The 18,992-nt window shown below is 75.9% G+C and carries 16 protein-coding genes; 6 read left to right on the forward strand and 10 right to left on the reverse strand.

The window, feature by feature from the left end:
• The first annotated feature begins 56 nt into the window (after positions 1–56).
• Together CS2_RS00720 and CS2_RS00725 are read left to right on the forward strand one after the other, a co-directional pair.
• A complete protein-coding gene (locus tag CS2_RS00720) occupies positions 57–1,067 on the forward strand; it encodes an ABC transporter substrate-binding protein (RefSeq protein WP_070318461.1) in 1,011 nt (336 codons plus the stop codon).
• A gap of 4 nt (positions 1,068–1,071) precedes the next feature.
• Positions 1,072–3,216 (forward strand): iron ABC transporter permease, encoded by a 2,145-nt coding sequence (locus tag CS2_RS00725; protein ID WP_233421015.1) that lies wholly within the window; start codon positions 1,072–1,074, stop codon positions 3,214–3,216.
• A 45-nt stretch (positions 3,217–3,261) separates the two neighbouring features.
• On the opposite strand, the gene CS2_RS00730 is transcribed toward CS2_RS00725, so the two are convergent.
• The 10 genes from CS2_RS00730 to CS2_RS00775 form a co-directional block, all read right to left on the reverse strand.
• Positions 3,262–4,875, reverse strand: coding sequence for a succinic semialdehyde dehydrogenase (locus tag CS2_RS00730; protein WP_070318462.1), 1,614 nt, complete (start codon positions 4,873–4,875; stop codon positions 3,262–3,264).
• A gap of 282 nt (positions 4,876–5,157) precedes the next feature.
• Complete coding sequence (ptsP, locus tag CS2_RS00735) at positions 5,158–6,879, reverse strand: phosphoenolpyruvate--protein phosphotransferase (RefSeq protein WP_217997342.1); 1,722 nt, start codon at positions 6,877–6,879, stop codon at positions 5,158–5,160.
• Positions 6,876–7,172, reverse strand: a complete 297-nt coding sequence (locus CS2_RS00740) for an HPr family phosphocarrier protein (RefSeq protein ID WP_070318463.1) — start codon at positions 7,170–7,172, stop codon at positions 6,876–6,878. The genes ptsP and CS2_RS00740 overlap by 4 nt, the downstream gene beginning before the upstream one ends.
• Positions 7,173–7,229: 57 nt before the next feature.
• Positions 7,230–8,756, reverse strand: coding sequence for a PTS fructose transporter subunit IIC (locus CS2_RS00745; protein WP_046528932.1), 1,527 nt, complete (start codon positions 8,754–8,756; stop codon positions 7,230–7,232).
• Entirely contained in the window at positions 8,753–9,214 is a 462-nt protein-coding gene (locus CS2_RS00750) for a PTS sugar transporter subunit IIA (RefSeq protein ID WP_082739587.1), read from the reverse strand. Before CS2_RS00750 ends, CS2_RS00745 begins: the two co-directional genes overlap by 4 nt.
• A 5-nt stretch (positions 9,215–9,219) precedes the next feature.
• Positions 9,220–10,167, reverse strand: a complete 948-nt coding sequence (gene pfkB, locus CS2_RS00755) for a 1-phosphofructokinase (protein WP_070318464.1) — start codon at positions 10,165–10,167, stop codon at positions 9,220–9,222.
• Positions 10,164–10,925: a DeoR/GlpR family DNA-binding transcription regulator gene (locus CS2_RS00760; RefSeq protein WP_070318465.1), complete on the reverse strand. Its 762-nt coding sequence runs from the start codon at positions 10,923–10,925 to the stop codon at positions 10,164–10,166. Before CS2_RS00760 ends, pfkB begins: the two co-directional genes overlap by 4 nt.
• Positions 10,926–11,173: 248 nt before the next feature.
• Positions 11,174–11,629 carry a PTS mannitol transporter subunit IIA gene (locus tag CS2_RS00765; RefSeq protein ID WP_070318466.1) on the reverse strand — a complete coding sequence of 152 codons (456 nt, stop codon included), beginning with the start codon at positions 11,627–11,629 and terminating at the stop codon, positions 11,174–11,176.
• Positions 11,626–13,230, reverse strand: coding sequence for a PTS mannitol transporter subunit IIBC (locus CS2_RS00770; RefSeq protein WP_070318467.1), 1,605 nt, complete (start codon positions 13,228–13,230; stop codon positions 11,626–11,628). The genes CS2_RS00765 and CS2_RS00770 overlap by 4 nt, the downstream gene beginning before the upstream one ends.
• A 137-nt stretch (positions 13,231–13,367) precedes the next feature.
• On the reverse strand, positions 13,368–14,408 hold the full coding sequence (locus CS2_RS00775) for a zinc-dependent dehydrogenase (protein WP_070318468.1): 1,041 nt from the start codon (positions 14,406–14,408) through the stop codon (positions 13,368–13,370).
• A 380-nt stretch (positions 14,409–14,788) separates the two neighbouring features.
• Between CS2_RS00775 and CS2_RS00780 the strand changes: the two genes are divergently transcribed.
• The 4 genes from CS2_RS00780 to CS2_RS00795 are packed head-to-tail and all read left to right on the forward strand — an operon-like array spanning position 14,789 to position 18,850.
• Positions 14,789–15,847, forward strand: a complete 1,059-nt coding sequence (locus tag CS2_RS00780) for an iron-siderophore ABC transporter substrate-binding protein (RefSeq protein ID WP_070318469.1) — start codon at positions 14,789–14,791, stop codon at positions 15,845–15,847.
• Positions 15,844–16,899 (forward strand): FecCD family ABC transporter permease, encoded by a 1,056-nt coding sequence (locus CS2_RS00785; protein ID WP_070318470.1) that lies wholly within the window; start codon positions 15,844–15,846, stop codon positions 16,897–16,899. Before CS2_RS00780 ends, CS2_RS00785 begins: the two co-directional genes overlap by 4 nt.
• 5 nt (positions 16,900–16,904) lie before the next feature.
• Positions 16,905–17,969 carry a FecCD family ABC transporter permease gene (locus CS2_RS00790; protein WP_233421019.1) on the forward strand — a complete coding sequence of 355 codons (1,065 nt, stop codon included), beginning with the start codon at positions 16,905–16,907 and terminating at the stop codon, positions 17,967–17,969.
• Positions 17,966–18,850 (forward strand): ABC transporter ATP-binding protein, encoded by an 885-nt coding sequence (locus CS2_RS00795; RefSeq protein WP_070318471.1) that lies wholly within the window; start codon positions 17,966–17,968, stop codon positions 18,848–18,850. The genes CS2_RS00790 and CS2_RS00795 overlap by 4 nt, the downstream gene beginning before the upstream one ends.
• Positions 18,851–18,992: the final 142 nt, after the last annotated feature.

Here is an 18,992-nt window from a genome sequence, read left to right on the forward strand (position 1 = left end):
ACGGCGCAGGCGCCGGCACACCTTCCTGCGCGCCACGACTCCCCGAGGACACACCCATGCGCACCACCCGTCCCGCCCGCGCGGCCGTCGTCGCGCTCGCCCTGCCGCTGCTGCTCGCGGCGTGCGGCACGAGCGACGGCGCCGCCGCCGACGCACCCACCTCGACCGGCGCCGCCGCGCAGGGCGAGCCGATCACGGTCACCGACGCGCGCGGCGAGGAGATCACGCTCGACGCACCCGCCGAGCGCGTCGTCGCGCTCGAGTGGGCCCAGGTCGAGATGGTCCAGACCCTCGGCGTCGACCCCGTCGGCGTCTCCGACCCCACCGGGTACACGAGCTGGGTCGGCACGGCCGCACCGCTCGCGTCCGAGACGGTCGACGTCGGCCTGCGCCGCGAGCCGAGCGTCGAGGCCATCGCGGACCTCGAGCCCGACCTCATCGTCGGCGTGCTCACGTCGGTCCCCGAGGGCGCGCTCGAGCAGCTCGAGCGCGTCGCGCCCGTGGTGCTCATGGCGGGTGCGGACGCGTCGGACCCGCTGGGCCGCGTCACCGAGGACTTCACGACCATCGCGACGGCCCTCGGCAAGGAGGACGTCGCGCAGGACGTGCTCGACGACCTCGACGCGCGGCTCGCCGACAACGCCGCGACCCTCGAGGCCGCGGGCCTCGCGGGCACGCCCGTCGTGCTGACGTCGCCGTACTCCGACGGCGCCAACCTCACGATCCGCATGCACGGGCCCCGCACCGCCGTGCAGGCCGTCGCCGAGCGCATGGGCCTGGCCGCCGCGTGGACCGACCCGGGCGACGACGCGTACGGCCTGGCGAACATCGACCTCGAGGGCCTCACGCAGCTGCCCGCCGACACGCGCTTCCTCTACTGGGGCAACGACGACGAGGACGACGTCGTCACGACGGCCCTCGCGGGCAACGCCGTGTGGGAGAGCCTGCCGTTCGTGCAGGCCGGGCACGTGCACCGCGCGGCCGTCGGCATCTGGGCGTACGGCGGCCCGGCGTCGATGATGGCGTGGAGCGACGACCTCGTCGCGCAGCTGACGGCGGAGGCCTGACCCGGTGAGCACGCTGCGGCAGCGGGACGACGCCCCGCCCCCGGCGGTCGCGCGTCCCGCTGCCGCGGCGGCCCGCCCGGACGCCCCGGGCGTCCCCCTCCCCCGGACGCCCCGCCGCGGGTCCCTGCGCGTGGGCGTCGTGCTCGCGCTCGTCGCGGCGTGGGTGCTCGCGGCGGTCGTGCTGCACCTCGTGCAGGGCACGGCCGACGTCGGCCTGCGCGACCTGCTCGCGCTCGTCACCGGTGACGCGGTCGACCAGGCGGCCGCGGTCGTCGTCGAGTCCCGCGTGCCGCGTCTGCTCGCGGCCGTGCTCGTCGGCACGGCGCTCGGCGCGTCCGGCACCGCGATGCAGGCGGTCGCGCGCAACCCGCTCGCGTCGCCCGACACCACGGCGGTCAACGCGGGCGCCTACCTCGCGCTGACGCTGGCCTCGGCGTTCGGCACGACGCTCGCGCCGCTGGCGGGCGTCGGCGTCGCGTTCGTCGGCGGCATCGCCGCGGCCGCGCTCGTGATCGGCCTGTCGAGCGGGCGCAGCGTGTCGGTGGTGCGGCTCGTCCTCGCGGGCTCGGTCGTCACGATGGGTCTCGCGTCGATCACGTCGGTCGTCATGCTGCTGCTGCCGTGGGAGGTGCAGGGCATGTTCGCGTGGGGCGCCGGGTCCCTGAGCCAGAACGGCTCCGCGACGGTCGTGCGCGTGCTGCCCGTGGTCGCCGCGGGCGTGGTCGCGCTGCTGCTGCTCGCGCGGCGGCTCGACGTGCTGCAGCTCGGCGACGACGCGGCGCGGTCGCTCGGCATGCGGGTCGGCGCCACGCGCGTCGTCGTGGTGGTCGTCGCGGTGCTGCTCGCGGCGTCCGCGGTGTCCGTCACCGGGCCCATCGGGTTCGTCGGGCTGTGCGCGCCGCTGCTCGTGCGCCTGGCGGCGCGGCGCGTCCGGCAGCTCACGCGGCACCGCGTGCTGATCCTCGCGAGCGCCGCGACCGGCGTCGCGCTCGTGCTCACCGCCGACGTGCTGCTGCGCGCCGTGTTCGGGTCGGTCGCCGGCGTCACGGTGCCCACGGGCGTCGTGACGAGCGCGCTGGGCGCCGTGTTCCTGATCGTGCTCGCGCGCCGGCTGCGCAGCGGCGACACCGGCGAGGCGCTCGCCGGCATGCGCGCCGGCACCGCGCTCGGGCGGCGCGCGCCCTTGCTCGTGCTGACCCTCGCCGGAGCGGCTCTGCTCGCCGCCCTCGTGGCGGCCGTGCTGCTCGGCGACCGCGCGCTGCTGCTCGGCGACGTGGACCTGTGGCTGCGCGGCGCGGCGTCGGTGCGGCTCGAGATCATCCTCGACTCGCGCGTGCCGCGCGTCCTCGCGGCGCTGCTCGCGGGCGCGTGCCTCGCGCTCGCCGGGGCGCTCGTGCAGGCCGTGACGCGCAACCCGCTCGCCGACCCCGGCGTGCTGGGCGTGTCCTCGGCGGCGGGGCTCGGCGCGGTCGTCACGATCGTCGCGGTGCCGGCCGCGGGCTTCGCGATGCTGTTCGGCGGCGCGCTGCTGGGCGCGGCGGTCGCGGCCGTGGTCCTGCTGGGCGGCACGCGCGGCGGCGACCAGGTGCGCACCGTGCTCGTCGGCGTCGGCATCGGCGCGTTCAGCAGCGCGCTGACGACGCTGCTGCTGGTGCGCTCCGACCCGTGGAACCAGAACAAGGCGATGACGTGGCTCGCGGGCTCGACCTACGGCGCGACGTGGGTCCAGCAGCTGCCGATGGTCGTCGTGCTGGTGCTCGCCGCGGCCGTCCTCGTGCGCACGTCGCGCGACCTCGACGTGCTGCAGCTCGACGACCTCACGCCGCGCGTGCTCGGCGTCGCGGTGCCGCGCGCGCGGCTCGTGCACGTCGCCCTGGCGATCGTGCTGACCGCCGCCGCGACCGCGTCGATCGGCGTCGTCGCGTTCGTCGGGCTCGTCGCGCCGCACGCCGCGCGCCTGCTGATCGGCAAGCGGCACGCGCTGCTGCTGCCGCTCACGGTGCTGCTGGGCGCGACGCTGGTCGTGGTCGCCGACCTCGTGGGCCGCGCCACGATCGCGCCCGCGCAGCTGCCCGCGGGGCTCGTGACGTCGCTCATCGGCACGCCGTACTTCCTGTGGCTGCTGTGGCGGATCCGCACCGACCGGTGACGTCGCGCGTGCGCGGCGGCGGGACGTGCGACGTGCGACCGTGCGTCAGGGCAGCCGCAGCGCCCGCTCGGCGCGCAGCAGGCGCGTGAGCACGCTCGCCCGGACCTCGGAGCCGAGCGCCTCGAGCTGCCGCATGCCGACGCCGCGCCCGGTGTGCACGCCGCGCTGCGCGACGACCGTCTGGGTCCACGTGGTCTCCCACAGGCCCTCGCGGCCGTGGCGACGCCCGTACCCGGACGCCCCGACGCCGCCGACGGGCGCGCCGACGGTCCCCCAGATCAGCTGGTGCGTGTCGTTGACGGCCACCGCACCGGCGCGCACACGCGCCGCGAGCGCGGCCCCGCGCGCGGCCGACCGCGTCCAGACCGCGGCGACCAGGCCCAGGTCGGAGTCGTTCATCGCGGCGACGGCCTCGTCGTCGGACGCGACGGGGTACACCGCGACGACGGGCCCGAACGTCTCCTCGCGGTGCAGGCGCGCGCCGTCGGGCACGTCGGCCAGCACGGTCGGCTCGTAGAAGTACGGGCCGAGGTCGGGGCGCTGCTCGGCCCCGACCAGGACGGTCGCGCCGTGGCCGACCGCGTCCTCGACGTGCTCGACGACGCGCGCGAGCTGCGCGGGGCCGACGAGCGACCCCATGTCGGCGCGGTAGTCGAGCCCGGCGCCCAGGCGCAGCGCGGCGGTGCGCCGGACGAACGCGTCGACGAACGCCTCGCGCACGTCCTCGTGGACGTAGATCCGCTCGACGCTCGCGCACAGCTGCCCCGCGGAGCCGAAGCACGCGCGCACGGCTCCCTCGGCGACGGCCTCGACGTCGACGTCCGCCGCGACGTACATCGCGTTCTTGCCGCCGAGCTCGAGCGTCACGGGCACGCCCAGCTCACCGGCCCGCGCGGCGACCACGCGCCCCGAGCGGGTCGACCCGGTGAACCCCGCGTGGTCGACGTGCTCGAGCAGGCCCATGCCGACGTCCGGGCCGCCGACCACGACCTGCAGCAGGTCGTCCGGCAGGCCCGCGTCGGCGAGCAGCTCGGCGGACCACAGCAGCGTGAGCGCGGTCTGCGGGTCGGCGCGCAGCAGCACGGCGTTGCCCGCCACGAGGGCCGGCAGCGCGTCACCCAGGCCCAGCGACAGCGGGTAGTTCCACGGCGTGATCACGGCGACGACGCCCACGGGGTGACGCAGCACGCGCGCGGAGGTGAACGGCGGGAACAGCCCCCGCACGGTGCGGGGCGCGAGCAGGCGACGCGCGCGCAACGCGTAGTAGCGCGCCGCGTTCGCGACGTCGCCGACCTCGTCCCACGCGTGCGTGCGCGCCTTGCCCGTCTCGACCTGCAGCAGGTCGAGCACGTCGGACTGCCGCTCCAGCAGCAGGTCGTGCGCGCGCAGCAGCACCGCGGCGCGCTCGGTGACGGGTCGCGCGGCCCACGTCCGCTGCGCAGCGCGCGCCCGCCGGGCCGCCTCCGGCAGGTCGTCCACCGAGGTCAGCGGGACCGCGGCGACGGGGCTGCCCGTGAACGGCGCCGTCGAGGTGGTGGTCGCGTGGCCCGGGCCGGCGACGACGTGCGCGAGGAGCGGCCGCACGTCGTCGGGCTCGAGCACGTAGGTCGCGAGCGGGTCGGTCTCGGGGTCGTGCAGGTCGGCATGCTCGTGCGCCATCACGCCAATCTACGCCGGGGCCCGGCGAGCCGGCCGCGACCCGCCGCGACCCGCCGGAGCCGCCCGGACGACCTGGATCCGACCGATCGGTGTCCGCCCCACGGGACGACGCACGGGCGAGACCGGGCGCAGGTCGCTCACACCATCCGAGGAGCGACCTGCGCCCGGTCTCGCGCACCACGCGTCTCACGGCGGGGCCGTCTCGGAGCCCGAGCCCTCCAGGGCTCGGACACGTCAGAGCACGCGCACGTCAGAGCACGCGCACGTCAGAGCACTCGCACGTCAGAGCGCGAGCGTCGCCGCGACGTCGGGGTCGACGAGCGCGAGCGCGGCGGCGCGCGCGTCGGCCGCGGTGCGGGCCCGCAGCACGGCACCCGCGATCGCCTCGCACGTCGCGCGCGTGTGGTGCCGGACCGCGTACCGCACGGCGGGCAGCGCCCCGGCGGCCATCGACAGGCTCGTGACGCCGAGGCCCACGAGCACGAGCGCCATGAGCGGGTCGGCCGCGGACTCGCCGCACACGCCGACGGGCTTGCCGGCCTCGAGCCCAGCGCGCGCGGTCGTGGCGACGAGGTCGAGCACCGCGGGCTGCCACACGTCGAGCAGGTCGGCGAGCTCGCCGCGCAGCCGGTCGGTCGCCATCGTGTACTGCGCGAGGTCGTTGGTGCCGATCGACACGAAGTCGACCTCGGCGAGCAGGTCGCGCGCCCGCAGGGCCGCGGCCGGGACCTCGACCATGACGCCCACGGTCGCGACGCCCGCCGCACGTGCCCGGGCCGCGAAGTCGCGCGCCTCGTCGGGCGTCGCGATCATCGGCGCCATGACCCACGGCGTCGACCCCGTGGCCTCCTGCGCGCGGGCGAGCGCGGCGAGCTGCGTGTCGAGCAGCTCGGCGTGGGAGCGGACCAGGCGGTAGCCGCGCACGCCGAGAGCGGGGTTCTCCTCGTCGGGCTGCGTCGCGAACGCGAGCGGCTTGTCGGCGCCCGCGTCGAGCGTGCGCACGACGACCTTGCGCCCGTCGACCGCGCGCAGCGCCGCGGCGTACGCGTCGGTCTGCTCGTCGACGGTCGGGGCCTGCGTGCGCTCGAGGAAGAGCACCTCGGTGCGGAACAGCCCGACGCCCTCGGCGCCCGCGCCGACGCGCTGCGCGTCGGCGGCCGTGCCGATGTTCGCGAGCAGCGCGACGGCGTGCCCGTCGGCGGTCGCACCGGGGCCGGTGTCCTGCGCGAGCGCGGCGTCGGCCGCGCGTCGGCGCTCGAACGCGTCGCGCACGGCGTCGTCGGGGTCGGGCGTCACGGTGCCGGCGGCGGCGTCGACCGCGACGACGGTCCCGTCCGCGAGGGTCGTGGCCCCGTCGACGCGCACGACGCACGGCAGGCCGAGCTGGCCCGCGATGATCGCGGTGTGCCCCGTCGGGCCGCCCAGCTCGGTGACGATCGCGAGCACCTTCGTGAGGTCGAGCGCCGCGGTGTCGGCGGGCGCGAGGTCGCGCGCGACGACGACCGACGGCTGCGCGAGGTGCGGCACGCCCGGCTCGGGCAGGCCGACGACGCGGGCGACGACCCGGTCCCGCACCGAGCGCAGGTCGGTGACGCGCTCCGCGAGGTACCCCCCGGCCTGCTCGAACATGGCCGCGAACGTGTCGACGACCCCGTCGATCGCGGCGACGGGCGGCTCGCCGCCGTCGACGCGCGTGAGCACCTGGCCGCGCAGCGCGGCGTCGTCGGCCATCTGCGCGGTCGCCGCGAGCACGTCCCGCACGGTCCCCGACGCCCCCTCGGCCTGCGTGCGCAGGCCGGCGGCGACGTCGGCGAACGCGCGCTCGACGACCGTGCGCACGTGCGCGGGCGTGGCCGGCGCCCCGTCGACGAGGAGCGGCGCGTCGGGTGCGACGTCCGGCGCGGGCCGCACCTGGGCGACCGGGCCGACGACCGCGCGCCGCCCCACGCCGACGCCGCGCAGCCCGGTCCCGGCGGGGGCGTCGGCCGCGGACGTCGTCGTCACGACGCACCCCCGGCCGCGTCGGCCTCGGAGGCGTCGAGGTCGGTCGACAGCAGCGTCACGAGCTCGTCGAGCACGCGGTCGGCGTCGGGGCCGTCGGCCGTGAGCGTGACCTCCTCGCCGTGCGGCACGCCGAGCGACATGACGAACAGGATGCTCGCGGCGTCGACGGGCGCGCCGCCCGCGCGGGCGATCGTGACGGGCACGCCGGACGCGGCGACGGCCTGGGTGAACAGCATCGCGGGGCGGGCGTGCAGGCCCACGCGGGACGCGACGGCGACGGTGCGCTCGGCCATGGTGGCTCTCCTTCGAGGTGGTCTGGGGATGGGGGGCGGGACGGTCGGGCGCCAGGCTCAGGCGGGCTGCCCGACGAGCGCCGCGTCGCGCTGCTCCTCGGCGGCCCGCTCGGCGGCGACGACGGGGTCGTGCGCGAGGGACTTGAGCAGCACGACCAGCGCGGTGCTGACGAGCGTGCCGACGACGACCGCCGCGACGAACCCGAGCGGGTTGCCGATGAGCGGCAGGACCCACACGCCGCCGTGCGGCGCGACGAGCGTCGAGCCGAACGCCATGGCGAGGGCCCCGGTGGCAGCCGAGCCGACCACCGAGGACACGATGACGCGCCACGGGTCGGCGGCGGCGAACGGGATCGCGCCCTCGGAGATGAAGGACGCGCCCAGCAGCCACGCGGCCTTGCCGTTCTCCTGCTCGGCGTGCGTGAACAGCCGCTTGCGGACCGTGGTGGCCAGGGCCATCGCGAGCGGTGCGACCATGCCGGCGGCCATGACAGCGGCCATGACGCGGTACTGCGTCGCGTCCGCGGCCAGACCCTCGGTGGCCAGGCCCGTGACCGCGAACGTGTAGGCGACCTTGTTGATCGGCCCGCCCAGGTCGAAGCCCATCATCGCGCCGAGCAGCAGGCCCAGCAGCACCGCGCTGGTGCCCGACAGCCCGTTGAGCCAGCCCGTCAGCCCGTCCATGGCGGCGGCGATCGGCCGCCCGATGAGCACGAGCATGACGACCCCGACCACGGCCGACGACAGCAGCGGGATGACGACGACCGGCATGACGCCGCGCACGCCCTTGGGGACGTTCCAGCGGCTGATCCACAGCGCGACGCCACCGGCGAGGAAGCCCGTGACGAGGCCGCCGAGGAACCCGGCGCCGACGAACCCGGCGGCCGCGCCGCCGAGGAACCCGGGCACGAGACCGGGGCGGTCGGCGATCGCGTACGCGATGAAGCCGGACAGCACGGGCACGAGGAACCCGAACGCGAGCTGCCCGGTCTTGAGCAGCACGACCGACCAGTCCTGCAGCGACGCGGGGTCGAACGCCGCGACGACCGTGGCCGCGTCGACCTTGGTGACCTCGATCGCGCCCTCGGCGCCGCCCCACGCGACCTGCGCGAGCATGAACGACAGCGCGATGAGGATGCCGCCCGCGGCGACGAACGGGATCATGTACGACACGCCCGTCATGAGCCACTGCCGCACCTTGGTGCCGGCACCGGCGTCGCGGTCGACCTTGGTCGCGGGCGCCGCGGCGGGCGCGGCGGCGGCACCGGCGGGCACGCCGGCCTCGACCGCGGCGACCGCGGCGGCGATGACGCCGGGCGCGTCGTGCACGGCCTTCTTGACGCCGACGTCGACGAACGGCTTGCCGGCGAACCGCTGCTTGTCCTTGACCTCGAGGTCCGCGGCGTAGATGACGCCGTCGGCGGCGGCGATGAGCGCGGGGTCGAGCGGGGTCGAGCCCGCGGCGCCCTGCGTCTCGACGTGCACCTCGTGGCCGGCGGCCTTGCCCGCCTGCTCGAGGGCCTCGGCGGCCATGTACGTGTGGGCGATCCCCGTGGGGCACGAGGACACGGCGACGAGCTTCACGACGGCACGACCTCTCGCGTGACGATCTGCGCGACGGTCGCGGCGTCGGGGGCCTCGAGCAGCGACGTCCGGAAGGACTCGTGCACGAGGCGACGCGCGAGGGCGGCGAGGATCTGCAGGTGGTCCGCGTCGCCGGAGGCGGGCGCGGCGATGAGGAAGACGAGGCGCGCGGGCCCGTCGGGGGCGCCCCAGTCGACGCCCTGCGCGAGCTTGCCGACCGCGAGGCTCGGGACGACGACGTGCTCGGAGCGCGCGTGCGGCAGGCCGACGCCGCCGGGCATGCCGGTGGCCATCTGAGCCTCGCGCGCCGCGACGTCGGCGGCGAACCCGTCGGCGTCGGTGACGCGGCCGGCGGCCGCGAGCAGGTCGATCAGCCGGCGCGTGACGTCGGTCCGGTCGGTCGCGGCGAGGTCGACGGCGACCAGGTCCGCGGTGATCAGCGGGGTGGTGGTGCTCACGGGTCTCACAGCTCCTTCAGTGCGAGGTGGGGGTCGGGGGTCTCGACGACGCGGACGGCGTCGAGGTCGAGCTGGTCGGGGCCGGGCACCTCGGTGCCCGGGAGCAGGACGGCGGCGCGGCCCCACGCGACGGCGGTGCGCAGCCGGTCGGCGCACGAGCCGGTGCCCGCGAGGTAGCCCGCGAGCGTGGAGTCGCCCGCGCCGACGGTCGACAGGGGCACGAGCGGCGGGCCGCCGGCCCACCACGTGCCGTCCTCGCGCACGAGCAGCGCACCGTGCGCGCCGAGGCTCACGAGGACCGCGGTGGTGCCCTGCGCGATGACCTCGCGCGCCGCGGCGACGACGTCGCCCACGGTGACGAGGTCGCGGCCGACGAGCTCGGCGAGCTCGTCCTCGTTGGGCTTGACGAGGCTCAGGCCGCCGGCGCGCACGGCCCGCGTGAGCGGGGCGCCCGAGGTGTCGAGCACGAGCGGCACGCCGTAGCGCCCCGCGAGCCCGGCGAGCCGGACGAAGAACGCGTCGCCGGCCCCGGCGGGCAGCGACCCGGCGGCGACGACCGCGCGGGGTGCGGAGGTGAGCTGGTCCTCGACGGCCGCGAGCAGCGCGTCGACCTCGGCGTCGGACAGCCGCGGGCCGGGCGCGTTGACCTTGGTGGTGACGCCGTCGGCCTCGACGAGCGTGACGTTGGTGCGCGTGTCCCCCGCCACGGGCACGGGGACGGCGGGCACGCCGTGCTCGCCGAGCAGCGTGACGAGCCGCGCGCCGTCGGCGCCGCCCGCGGGCACGACCGCGACGGCGGCGAGGCCGTGCCGCGCGAGGGCCCGCGCGACGTTGATGCCCTTGCCGCCGGGGTGCACGTGCGCGGCGTGCGCACGGTTGACCTCGCCGACCTCGAGCCGCTCGACGTCGAGCGCGCGGTCGAGGCTCGGGTTGGGCGTGACGGTGACGATCATGCGCGCACCACGCGCGTGCCCGCGGCCTCGATCTCGTCGGCGAGCTCGGGCTCGACGGCGCCGTCGGTGACCAGCGTGTCGACGTCCGCGAGCGCCGCGACGTGCGCGAGGTCGACGCGTCCGACCTTGGTGTGGTCGGCGAGGACGACGGTGCGCCGGGCGGCGGTGACCAGGGCGCGCTTGACGGCGGCCTCGGCGAGGTCGGGCGTCGTCACGCCGTGCTCGGCGGTGATGCCGTTGGCGCCGAGGAACGCGACGTCGACGTGGATCTCGGCGAGGTCGCGCAGCGCCCACGAGCCGACGGCGGCGAGGGTGCGGCCGCGGACGGTGCCGCCCACGAGGTGCAGGGTCGTGCCGGGCCGGGTCGCGAGGACGGTCGCGACCGGCAGCGCGTGCGTGACGACCGTGAGCTCGCGGTCGGTGGGCAGCAGCTCGGCGAGCCGGACGGTCGTGGTGCCGGCGTCGAGGATGATCGCGCCGCCGTCGGGCAGCTCGTCGAGAGCAGCCTTGGCGATGCGCTCCTTCTCGCCCGAGAGCAGGCCCTCGCGGTCGGCGAGCCCGGGTTCGAACCCGAGCCGCTCGACCGGGATGGCGCCGCCGTGCACGCGCCGCACGAGCCCGTGGCGCTCGAGCGCCGTGAGGTCGCGGCGGATCGTCTCGGCCGTGACGTCGAGCTCGGCGGCCAGCCGTGTGACGTCCACGCGGCCCTCGGCGCGCGCTCGCGTGAGGATCTGCTGGTGTCGCTCCGGTGCGTACACATCGACTCCGTCGTCCCGTGCCGCCGAGGTGGCGGCTGCGTCCCAGGATCGTCCCGTCGGCACGCCTTGTCAATGCCAAACGGGCATGTTCGGAAGTGAATCAACATCCGGTTCTGTGGTGACGGGCATCGCCGCAGGTCAGCCGATGTCCGAACCGGGCACGACACGTGCCGGGACGCGCCCGGGGCCCGGCGCACGCGCACCGGACCCCGGGGACCCGCGACCACCGCAGCCCGCGGCCGCGGCCGTCAGGTCGTGTTCACGCGCCCCACGAGCGCGTACAGCTCGTCCGCGGTCGTCGCGCGGGCCACCGCGTCAGCCTGGTCGGGGTCGGCGAACACGAGCGCGATGCGCGACAGCACCTCGAGGTGCTCGCCGCCCGCCCCCGCGATCCCGACCACGACCCGCACGGGCGACCCCTTCCAGTCGATCGGGTCGGCGTAGCGCACCACGCAGACGGCCGAGCGGTGGATCGACGGCGTCGCGTCGAGCGTCCCGTGCGGGATCGCGAGCCCGTTGCCCATGAACGTCGTCATGGTCCGCTCGCGCTCGAGCATCCCCTCGACGTACGCGGGCGCCACGGCGCCCGCCCCCACCAGCAGCGCCCCGGCCTCGCGCACGGCCTCCTCGTACGTCGTCGCGCGGCCGTCCGCGACGCACAGCTCCCGGGTCAGGACGTCACCGCCGTCGTGCGCCCCGGTCATCGCGCCGCCGTCCCGTCCTGCGCGGCGACCACCTCGGCGACCACCTGGTCGTAGACCGGGCTGCTCATGAAGTTGTCGACCGACAGGTGCCGCGTGGTGGGCGCCTGGATCCGGGCGCGCGCGGTCAGCTCGCGCTGGCTGATGACCAGGTCGGCGGAGTCGTCGAGCGTCGCGACGGCCTTGTTGACGACCGTGACGTGCTCGGCACCGGCCTTGCGCAGCTTGTCCCGCAGCACCGCCGCGCCCATGACCGACGAGCCCATGCCCGCGTCGCACGCGAACACGATCACCCGCACGCGCGCGACGTCCGCACCGCGCTCGCCGTCGGGGTCGTGCGTCACCGCCGCGCCGTCGCCCACGAGCGCGCCGAGGGCCGCACTCGACCGCCCCTTGTTGGCCTCGGTCTGCGCGACCGCCGCGGCCAGGTCGCCGCTCTCGCCCGCCGCGAGGTCCCGCGCTCGCGTGGCCCGCAGGATCACGGCCGCGACGAGGAACGAGACCGCCGCCGAGAGCACGACCGACAGCGTCACGCCCAGGTAGCTGTCGCGCGCGGTCTGGGCGTACACCGCGAAGATGCTGCCCGGCGCCGCGGGCCCCACGAGGCCGCTGCCCATGACGACGTTCGTCGCGATGCCGGTCGCCCCGCCGGCGATCGCCGCGAGGATCAGCGCGGGCTTCATGAGCACGAACGGGAAGTACACCTCGTGGATGCCGCCGAGGAACTGCACGACGATCGCCCCCGGAGCCGTCGAGCGCGCCGCACCCACGCCCAGCAGCGCGTACGCCAGCAGGATCCCCAGGCCCGGCCCGGGGTTCGCCTCGACGAGGAACAGCAGCGACTTGCCGTCCGCGACGACCTGCTGCGCGCCGAGCGGCACGAGCACGCCGTTGCCGATCGCGTTGTTGAGGAACAGCACCTTCGCCGGCTCGACGACGAGCGCCATGGCGGGCAGCAGGTGGTTGTCGGCCAACCACCCGACCAGGTCGCCGAGCCACGCGCTCAGCTGCGTCACGAGCGGCGCGATCCCGAAGAACGCGCCGACCGACAGCGCCCCGCCGACGATCGCGGCGGAGAACATGTTGACGAGCATCTCGAAGCCGGGCCGGATGCGGCCCTCCCACAGCCCGTCGACCAGCCGCATGACCCACGCCGCGAGCGGCCCGACGATCATCGCGCCGAGGAACATCGGCACGGTGCTGCCGACGATGATGCCGAGCGTCGCGATCGTCGCGACGACGCCGCCGCGCTCGCCGTGGACCAGGCGCCCGCCGGCGTTCGCGATGAGCAGCGGCAGCAGATACGTGACCATCGGGCCGACGAGCCCGAGGTACTGCTGGAACGTCGTGCCGTCGTCGGCCTCGACGAGCTGCGTGGCCGCGCCCTGCCAGGCGCCGGGCGCACCTGCGTCACCGAAGCCGCCGAGGACGCCGTTCGGCAACCACCCGCGAGAGATGAACAGGGCGGTGATGAGGCCCCAGGCCAGGAAGGCCGGGAGGTTCGGCATGATCATGCCGGTGAGGAAGGCGCCGAACCGCTGGAGGCGGACCTGGGCGGTCCGTCCGCGGCTGAGGGTCGACGCGGCTGGTGCGGTGGTCGTCATGGTCGGTCACGCTCCGCTGGTCGGGCCGGGGCGCGCGTCCGCCGGCCGGTGATCGTCGTTGATCCGTGGTGCGGTGCTGGGTGGTGCGGTGCCGGGCGGTGGGCCCGGGTGGTGACGCGCGGTGACGTCGGCCGCCCCTAGGGCTCGATCGTCACCTTGATGCCGGCGCCCGAGCGCACGACGTCGATGCCCTCGGCGACACGCTCGAGCGGCAGCCGGTGGGTGATGAGGTCGGCGACAGGCACCGAGCCGTCGGCGATCATCGCGAGGGCCTTGCGGTTGTGCGCGGGGCTCGACCCGTTGGCGCCGACGATCGTCAGCTCCTTGTAGTGCACGAGGTTCGAGTCGAGGGTGATCGTCGGCCGGTCCTTGGGCAGGCCGCCGAAGAAGCTGATGCGTCCGCGCGGCGCGACCATGCGCAGCGCCTGCTCCTGCGCCGCGCCGGACGCGGCGGCGGTGATCACGACGTCGGCGCCGCGACCGTCCGTGAGCTCGAGGACGGCCTCGACGGGGTCCTGCTCGGACGCGCACACCGCGGCGTCGGGCTTGACCACGTCGGCGGCCATGTCGAGCCGCGCGCGGCTGAGCTCGACGAGGTAGACCGCCGACGCCCCGCGGGCGCGCGCGAGCCGCACGTGCAGGCAGCCGATGGGCCCGGAGCCGACGACCACGACCGTGTCGCCGTCGTGCACGTCGGCGATCTCCTGCGCGTTGATCGCGCACGCGAACGGCTCGGCGACCGAGGCCTCGGCGAACCCGACGCCGTCGGGGATGCGGTTGAGCCCGTCGACAGCCAGCACGGTCGGCGGCACGATCATGAACGGCGCGAACCCGCCGTCGTAGTCGTAGCCCATCGACACCTGGTGCGGGCAGATCGTCTCCAGGCCCCGCGTGCACCACGCGCACCGCCCGCACGGGATGGCGGCGATGACCTGCACGCGGTCGCCGGGCACCCAGCCGTCGACGCCGTCGCCGACCTCGACCACCTCGCCCGCGATCTCGTGCCCCATGACGCGCGGCGGCACGATCCGCTGGTGGCCGGACGTCGAGATCTTGACGTCGGTCCCGCACATCGAGCACGCGCGGACCCGGATCTTCACCTCCCCCGCGGCCACCTCGGGCTCGGGGGCGTCCTCGAGGCGGACGTCACCGGGTGCGTAGAAACGGAAGACCTTCATCGCTCTCCTCGCAGCATGCGCTCGAGGCCGCGGCGGGTGCCCCGGTGCGACGTCGCACCGGGCGGACGTCGTCGTCGGCCGTCCCTCGCGCGGGGTGACGTGCCCCCGCGTCGTGTCCAGAATGACCGAGTCGACACGAGGATGTCAACAGATTCCCACACAAGCGGTGCCGAACGGGCGCCGCTCGATGTGGGAACGGACGAGCAGACGCCGGACGAGCCGTCCGGGCGCGCCGAGCGGCACCGCGGCGAGCACCACCGACACCCTCGCTCGCACGGGCGAGCATGCCGTAAGGTAAGGCTCACCTAGCACCCGTACCGCGGGCCGCCCGGACGAGCCCGCACGGGCCCCGGCCCCGCGCCCCCTCCGCGAAGGACACCATGCGTTCTGCGCCCGCACGCCGCGCCCTGCGACCCCTCGTCGCCGCCGCCGCCGCGTCCCTCCTGCTCGCCGCCTGCTCGTCGGGCGCCCCCGCCGGCACCCCCACGGACGGCTCGTCGTCCGGCGCGTCCGGCGACTTCCCCGTGACGATCACCAGCACGTTCGGCGACACGACGATCGAGTCGCAGCCCGAGCGCGTCGCGACCGTCAACTGGGGCAACCACGACGTGCCGATCGCGCTCGGCGTGGTCCCGGTCGGCTTCGCCGCGCAGACCTACGGCGACGACGACGGCGACGGCGTGCTGCCCTGGACGTACGAGGCGCTCGAGGGCCTCGGCGCGACGGGCGACGACCTGCCCACGCTCTTCGACGAGACCGACGGCATCCCGATGGAGGCCGTCAACAACGTCGAGCCCGACGTCATCCTCGGCGCCTACTCGGGCATGACCCGCGAGGACTTCGACACGCTCTCGCAGATCGCGCCGACCGTGTCGTACCCGAAGTACGCGTGGGGCACGAGCTGGAAGGACATGGCGCTCATCGACGGCGAGGCCATCGGCAAGAAGGCGCAGGCGCAGCGCCTGGTCGACGACGTGCTCGCGCAGATCGACGCCGCGCTCGCCGAGCGCCCCGACGTCGCGGGCAAGACCGTCGCCTACGCCTGGTTCGACCCGTCGAACCCCAGCACGATCGGGGTGTACACGCCGCTCGACGCGCGCGTGCAGCTGCTGGCCGACCTCGGGCTGGAGAACGCGCCGTCGGTCGTCGACCTCGCGGGCGACACCGACCAGTTCTTCGTCAACCTCGCGTCCGAGCAGGCCGACACGCTCGCCGACGCCGACATCCTCGTGACGTACGGCGACGACTCCATGCTCGCGACGCTGCAGGCCGACCCGCTGTTCAGCAAGATCCCGGCCGTCGCCCGCGGCTCGGTCGTCGTGCTCGGCAACACCGACCCGATCTCGGCCGCGACGTCCGGCCCGACCGTGCTGTCGCTGCCGTGGGCGCTCGACGACTACCTCGACCTCTTCCAGGCCGCCGCCGAGAAGGTCGGGTGACGCTCACCCCCACCGCCGCCACGCCGGCCGCGCCCGCCCGGGTGCTGCCGGCGTCGCTGCGCCGACGCCGCACCGTCGGCCTCGTGGTCGGCGTCGTCGCGCTGCTGCTCGCGGTCCTCGCGTCGCTCGCGTTCGGCGCGCGCGTCGTCGGCTGGCAGGACGTCGTCGCGGGCGTGCTGCACCCGGACACCTCGCAGATCGCGCAGGCCGCCGTGCAGTCGCGCGTCGCCCGCACCGTCCTGGGGCTCCTGGTGGGCGCCGCGCTCGGCGTCGGCGGGGCCGTCCTGCAGGGGCTCACGCGCAACCCGCTCGCCGACCCCGCGCTGCTCGGCATCAGCTCGGGCGCGTCGCTGGCGGTCGTGCTCGGCATCATGCTGCTCGGCCTGTCGACGCTCACGCAGTACGTGTGGCTCGCGTTCGCGGGGGCCGCGCTCACGTCGCTGCTCGTCTACGCGATCGGCTCGCTCGGGCGCGAGGGCGCGACCCCCCTCAAGCTCGCGCTCGCCGGTGCCGCGACCACCGCCGCGCTGAGCTCGGCGATCTCGATGGTGCTGCTCAGCCGCACCGACGTGCTCGACACGTTCCGGTTCTGGCAGGTCGGCTCGCTCGGGCGCGCGTCGCTCGCCGAGATCGGCCAGCTCGCGCCGTTCCTCGTCGTGGGCGCCGTCCTCGCGGTCGGCAGCGCGCGCGGCATGGACGCGATCGCGCTGGGCGACGACGTCGCCGTCGGGCTCGGGCAGCGCGTCGGCCTCGTGCGCGCCGCCGGCGGCGTGGCGGCCGTCCTGCTGTGCGGCACGGCCGTGGCCGCCGCGGGTCCCATCGGGTTCGTGGGTCTCGTCGTCCCGCACCTCGCGCGCGTGCTCACCGGCCCCGGGCACCGGTGGCTGCTGCCGTACAGCGCCGTGCTCGGCGCGTCGCTGCTGCTCGCGGCCGACGTCGTGGGGCGCGTCGTCGCCCGCCCGCAGGAGGTCGAGGTCGGCATCGTCACGGCGGTGCTCGGCGCGCCCGTGTTCATCGCGATCATCCGCCGCCACAAGGTGCGCGAGCTGTGACCGCGCTGCTGGGCGCACGCGCCGCGGGCGGAGCACCGGGGGCGACGCCCGGTGCTCTGGTCGCGCGCGGCCGCCGCGCGCGCACGCGCCGGCACCGCACGGTCGTCGCGGTGCTGTCGCTGCTCGTCGCCGCGCTCGTCGTCGTCACGCTGTGCGTCGGCGAGCGGGCGTACACGCCGCTCGAGGTGCTGCGCGTGCTCCTCGGCGAGCAGGTGCCGGGCGCGTCGTTCAACGTCGGCGTGCTGCGCACCCCGCGCGTGCTCACCGGCGCGCTGGTGGGTGTCGCGTTCGGCACGGCCGGCGCGGTCTTCCAGACCATGCTGCGCAACGCGCTCGCGAGCCCCGACATCATCGGCGTGAGCGCGGGGTCGAGCGCGGCCGCGGTCGTCGCGATCACGATGTTCGGCCTGTCGGGCCCCGCGCTGTCGGCCGTCGCGGTGGTCGTCGGACTGGCCGTCGCGGTGGTGATCTACGCGCTGTCGTGGCGCGGGGGCGTGCACGGCGCGCGGCTCGTGCTCATCGGCATCGCGGTCGGCGCCATGCTGCAGTCGGTCATCGCCTACGCCATGACCCGCGCCGGGATCTACGACGCGAACGAGGCCCTGCGGTGGCTCACGGGGTCGCTCAGCTCGGCGTTCTGGGCGACGCTCGGGCCGCTGGCCGGGTCGCTCGCGGTTCTGGTGCCGACCCTGCTGGTGCTCGCGCGTCGCCTGCCCGCGCTGCAGCTCGGCGACGACGCGGCCGCCGGCCTCGGCGTCGCACCGGACCGCTCGCGGCTCGCGCTGCTGGTCGTCGCGGTCGCGACCATCGCGGTCGCGACCGCCGCGACCGGGCCGATCGCGTTCGTCGCGTTCCTGTCCGGGCCGATCGCGCACCGCCTGCTGCGCGGCACGGGGCGGCTCCTCGTGCCCGCCGGCCTGGTCGGTGCGGCGCTCGTCCTGGGCGCCGACCTCGTGGGGCAGCACCTGCTGCCCGCACGGTTCCCGGTCGGCGTCGTCACGGGCGTGCTCGGCGCGCCCTACCTGCTCTGGCTGCTGGCCAGGACCAACCGCTCCGGAGGCTCCCTGTGACGGACTCCCCCGCCGTGCACACGCTGGCCGTCGACGCCGTGACCGTCGGCTACGACGACCGCGTCGTCGTGCACGACATGACGCTGTCGGTCGCCCCCGGCGCCATCACGGCGATCGTGGGCGCCAACGGCTGCGGCAAGTCGACCCTGCTGCGGGCGATGGCGCGGCTGCTCAAGGCCCGCACGGGTCGCGTGCTGCTCGACGGCACGCCCATCGACACGATGCCCTCGCGCGACGTGGCGACCGTGCTCGGGCTGCTGCCCCAGACGCCCGTGAGCCCCGAGGGCATCGCCGTCGCCGATCTCGTCGGCCGCGGGCGGTACCCGCACCAGGGCTGGTTCCGCCGCTGGACCGCGCAGGACGACGCGGTCGTCGAGCAGGCGCTCGTCGCCACCGACACGCTCGACCTCGCGGACCGCCCGGTCGACGAGCTGTCGGGCGGGCAGCGTCAGCGCGTGTGGATCGCCATGGCGCTCGCGCAGCAGACCGACGTGCTGCTGCTCGACGAGCCGACCACGTTCCTCGACGTCGCGCACCAGGTCGAGGTGCTCGACCTGCTCACCGACCTCAACCGCGAGCGCGGCACGACGATCGTCATGGTGCTGCACGACCTCAACCTCGCCGCGCGCTACGCCGACGACCTCGTCGCGCTCACCGACGGCCGGCTGTACGCGCAGGGCGACCCGGCCGACGTCGTCACCGAGCAGATGGTGCGCGACGTGTTCGGCATGGCCGCGCGCGTCGTCCCGGACCCGGTGAGCGGGTGCCCGCTCGTGCTGCCGGTCGGTCGGCACCACGCCCCCGCGCACCCGGCCACGGACGGCGAGGACCGCCCGACCGCACCGGCGGCCGAGGCGCCCCGCGCGCAGCGGGTCGGCTGAACCGGCTCGCGGCTCGTCCTCGCGCGACCCCGTGATCGGTCGCGGTCGTGCGGGGCGCGCCGCGACCGACCACGGCGTCGTCGTCACGCGACGATCGTCGCCACCGTCGCTCCCCCACCCGCGCCGGCGCGCCCGCGCACGG

The sequence above is a fragment of the Cellulomonas iranensis NBRC 101100 = JCM 18110 genome (genome assembly GCF_001552375.1).
In the GTDB taxonomy this organism is placed as follows: Bacteria; Actinomycetota; Actinomycetes; order Actinomycetales; family Cellulomonadaceae; genus Cellulomonas; species Cellulomonas iranensis.

What these genes read in the sequence shown, in the direction of transcription:
- CS2_RS00765 (WP_070318466.1), bottom strand. Translation starts at nt 11,629, where the DNA reads ATGACCGGGGCGCACGACGGCGGTGACGTCCTGACCCGGGAGCTGTGC.
- CS2_RS00740 (WP_070318463.1), bottom strand. Translation starts at nt 7,172, where the DNA reads ATGGCCGAGCGCACCGTCGCCGTCGCGTCCCGCGTGGGCCTGCACGCC.
- CS2_RS00775 (WP_070318468.1), bottom strand. Translation starts at nt 14,408, where the DNA reads ATGAAGGTCTTCCGTTTCTACGCACCCGGTGACGTCCGCCTCGAGGAC.
- CS2_RS00720 (WP_070318461.1), top strand. Translation starts at nt 57, where the DNA reads ATGCGCACCACCCGTCCCGCCCGCGCGGCCGTCGTCGCGCTCGCCCTG.
- CS2_RS00730 (WP_070318462.1), bottom strand. Translation starts at nt 4,875, where the DNA reads ATGGCGCACGAGCATGCCGACCTGCACGACCCCGAGACCGACCCGCTC.
- CS2_RS00770 (WP_070318467.1), bottom strand. Translation starts at nt 13,230, where the DNA reads ATGACGACCACCGCACCAGCCGCGTCGACCCTCAGCCGCGGACGGACC.
- pfkB (WP_070318464.1), bottom strand. Translation starts at nt 10,167, where the DNA reads ATGATCGTCACCGTCACGCCCAACCCGAGCCTCGACCGCGCGCTCGAC.
- CS2_RS00780 (WP_070318469.1), top strand. Translation starts at nt 14,789, where the DNA reads ATGCGTTCTGCGCCCGCACGCCGCGCCCTGCGACCCCTCGTCGCCGCC.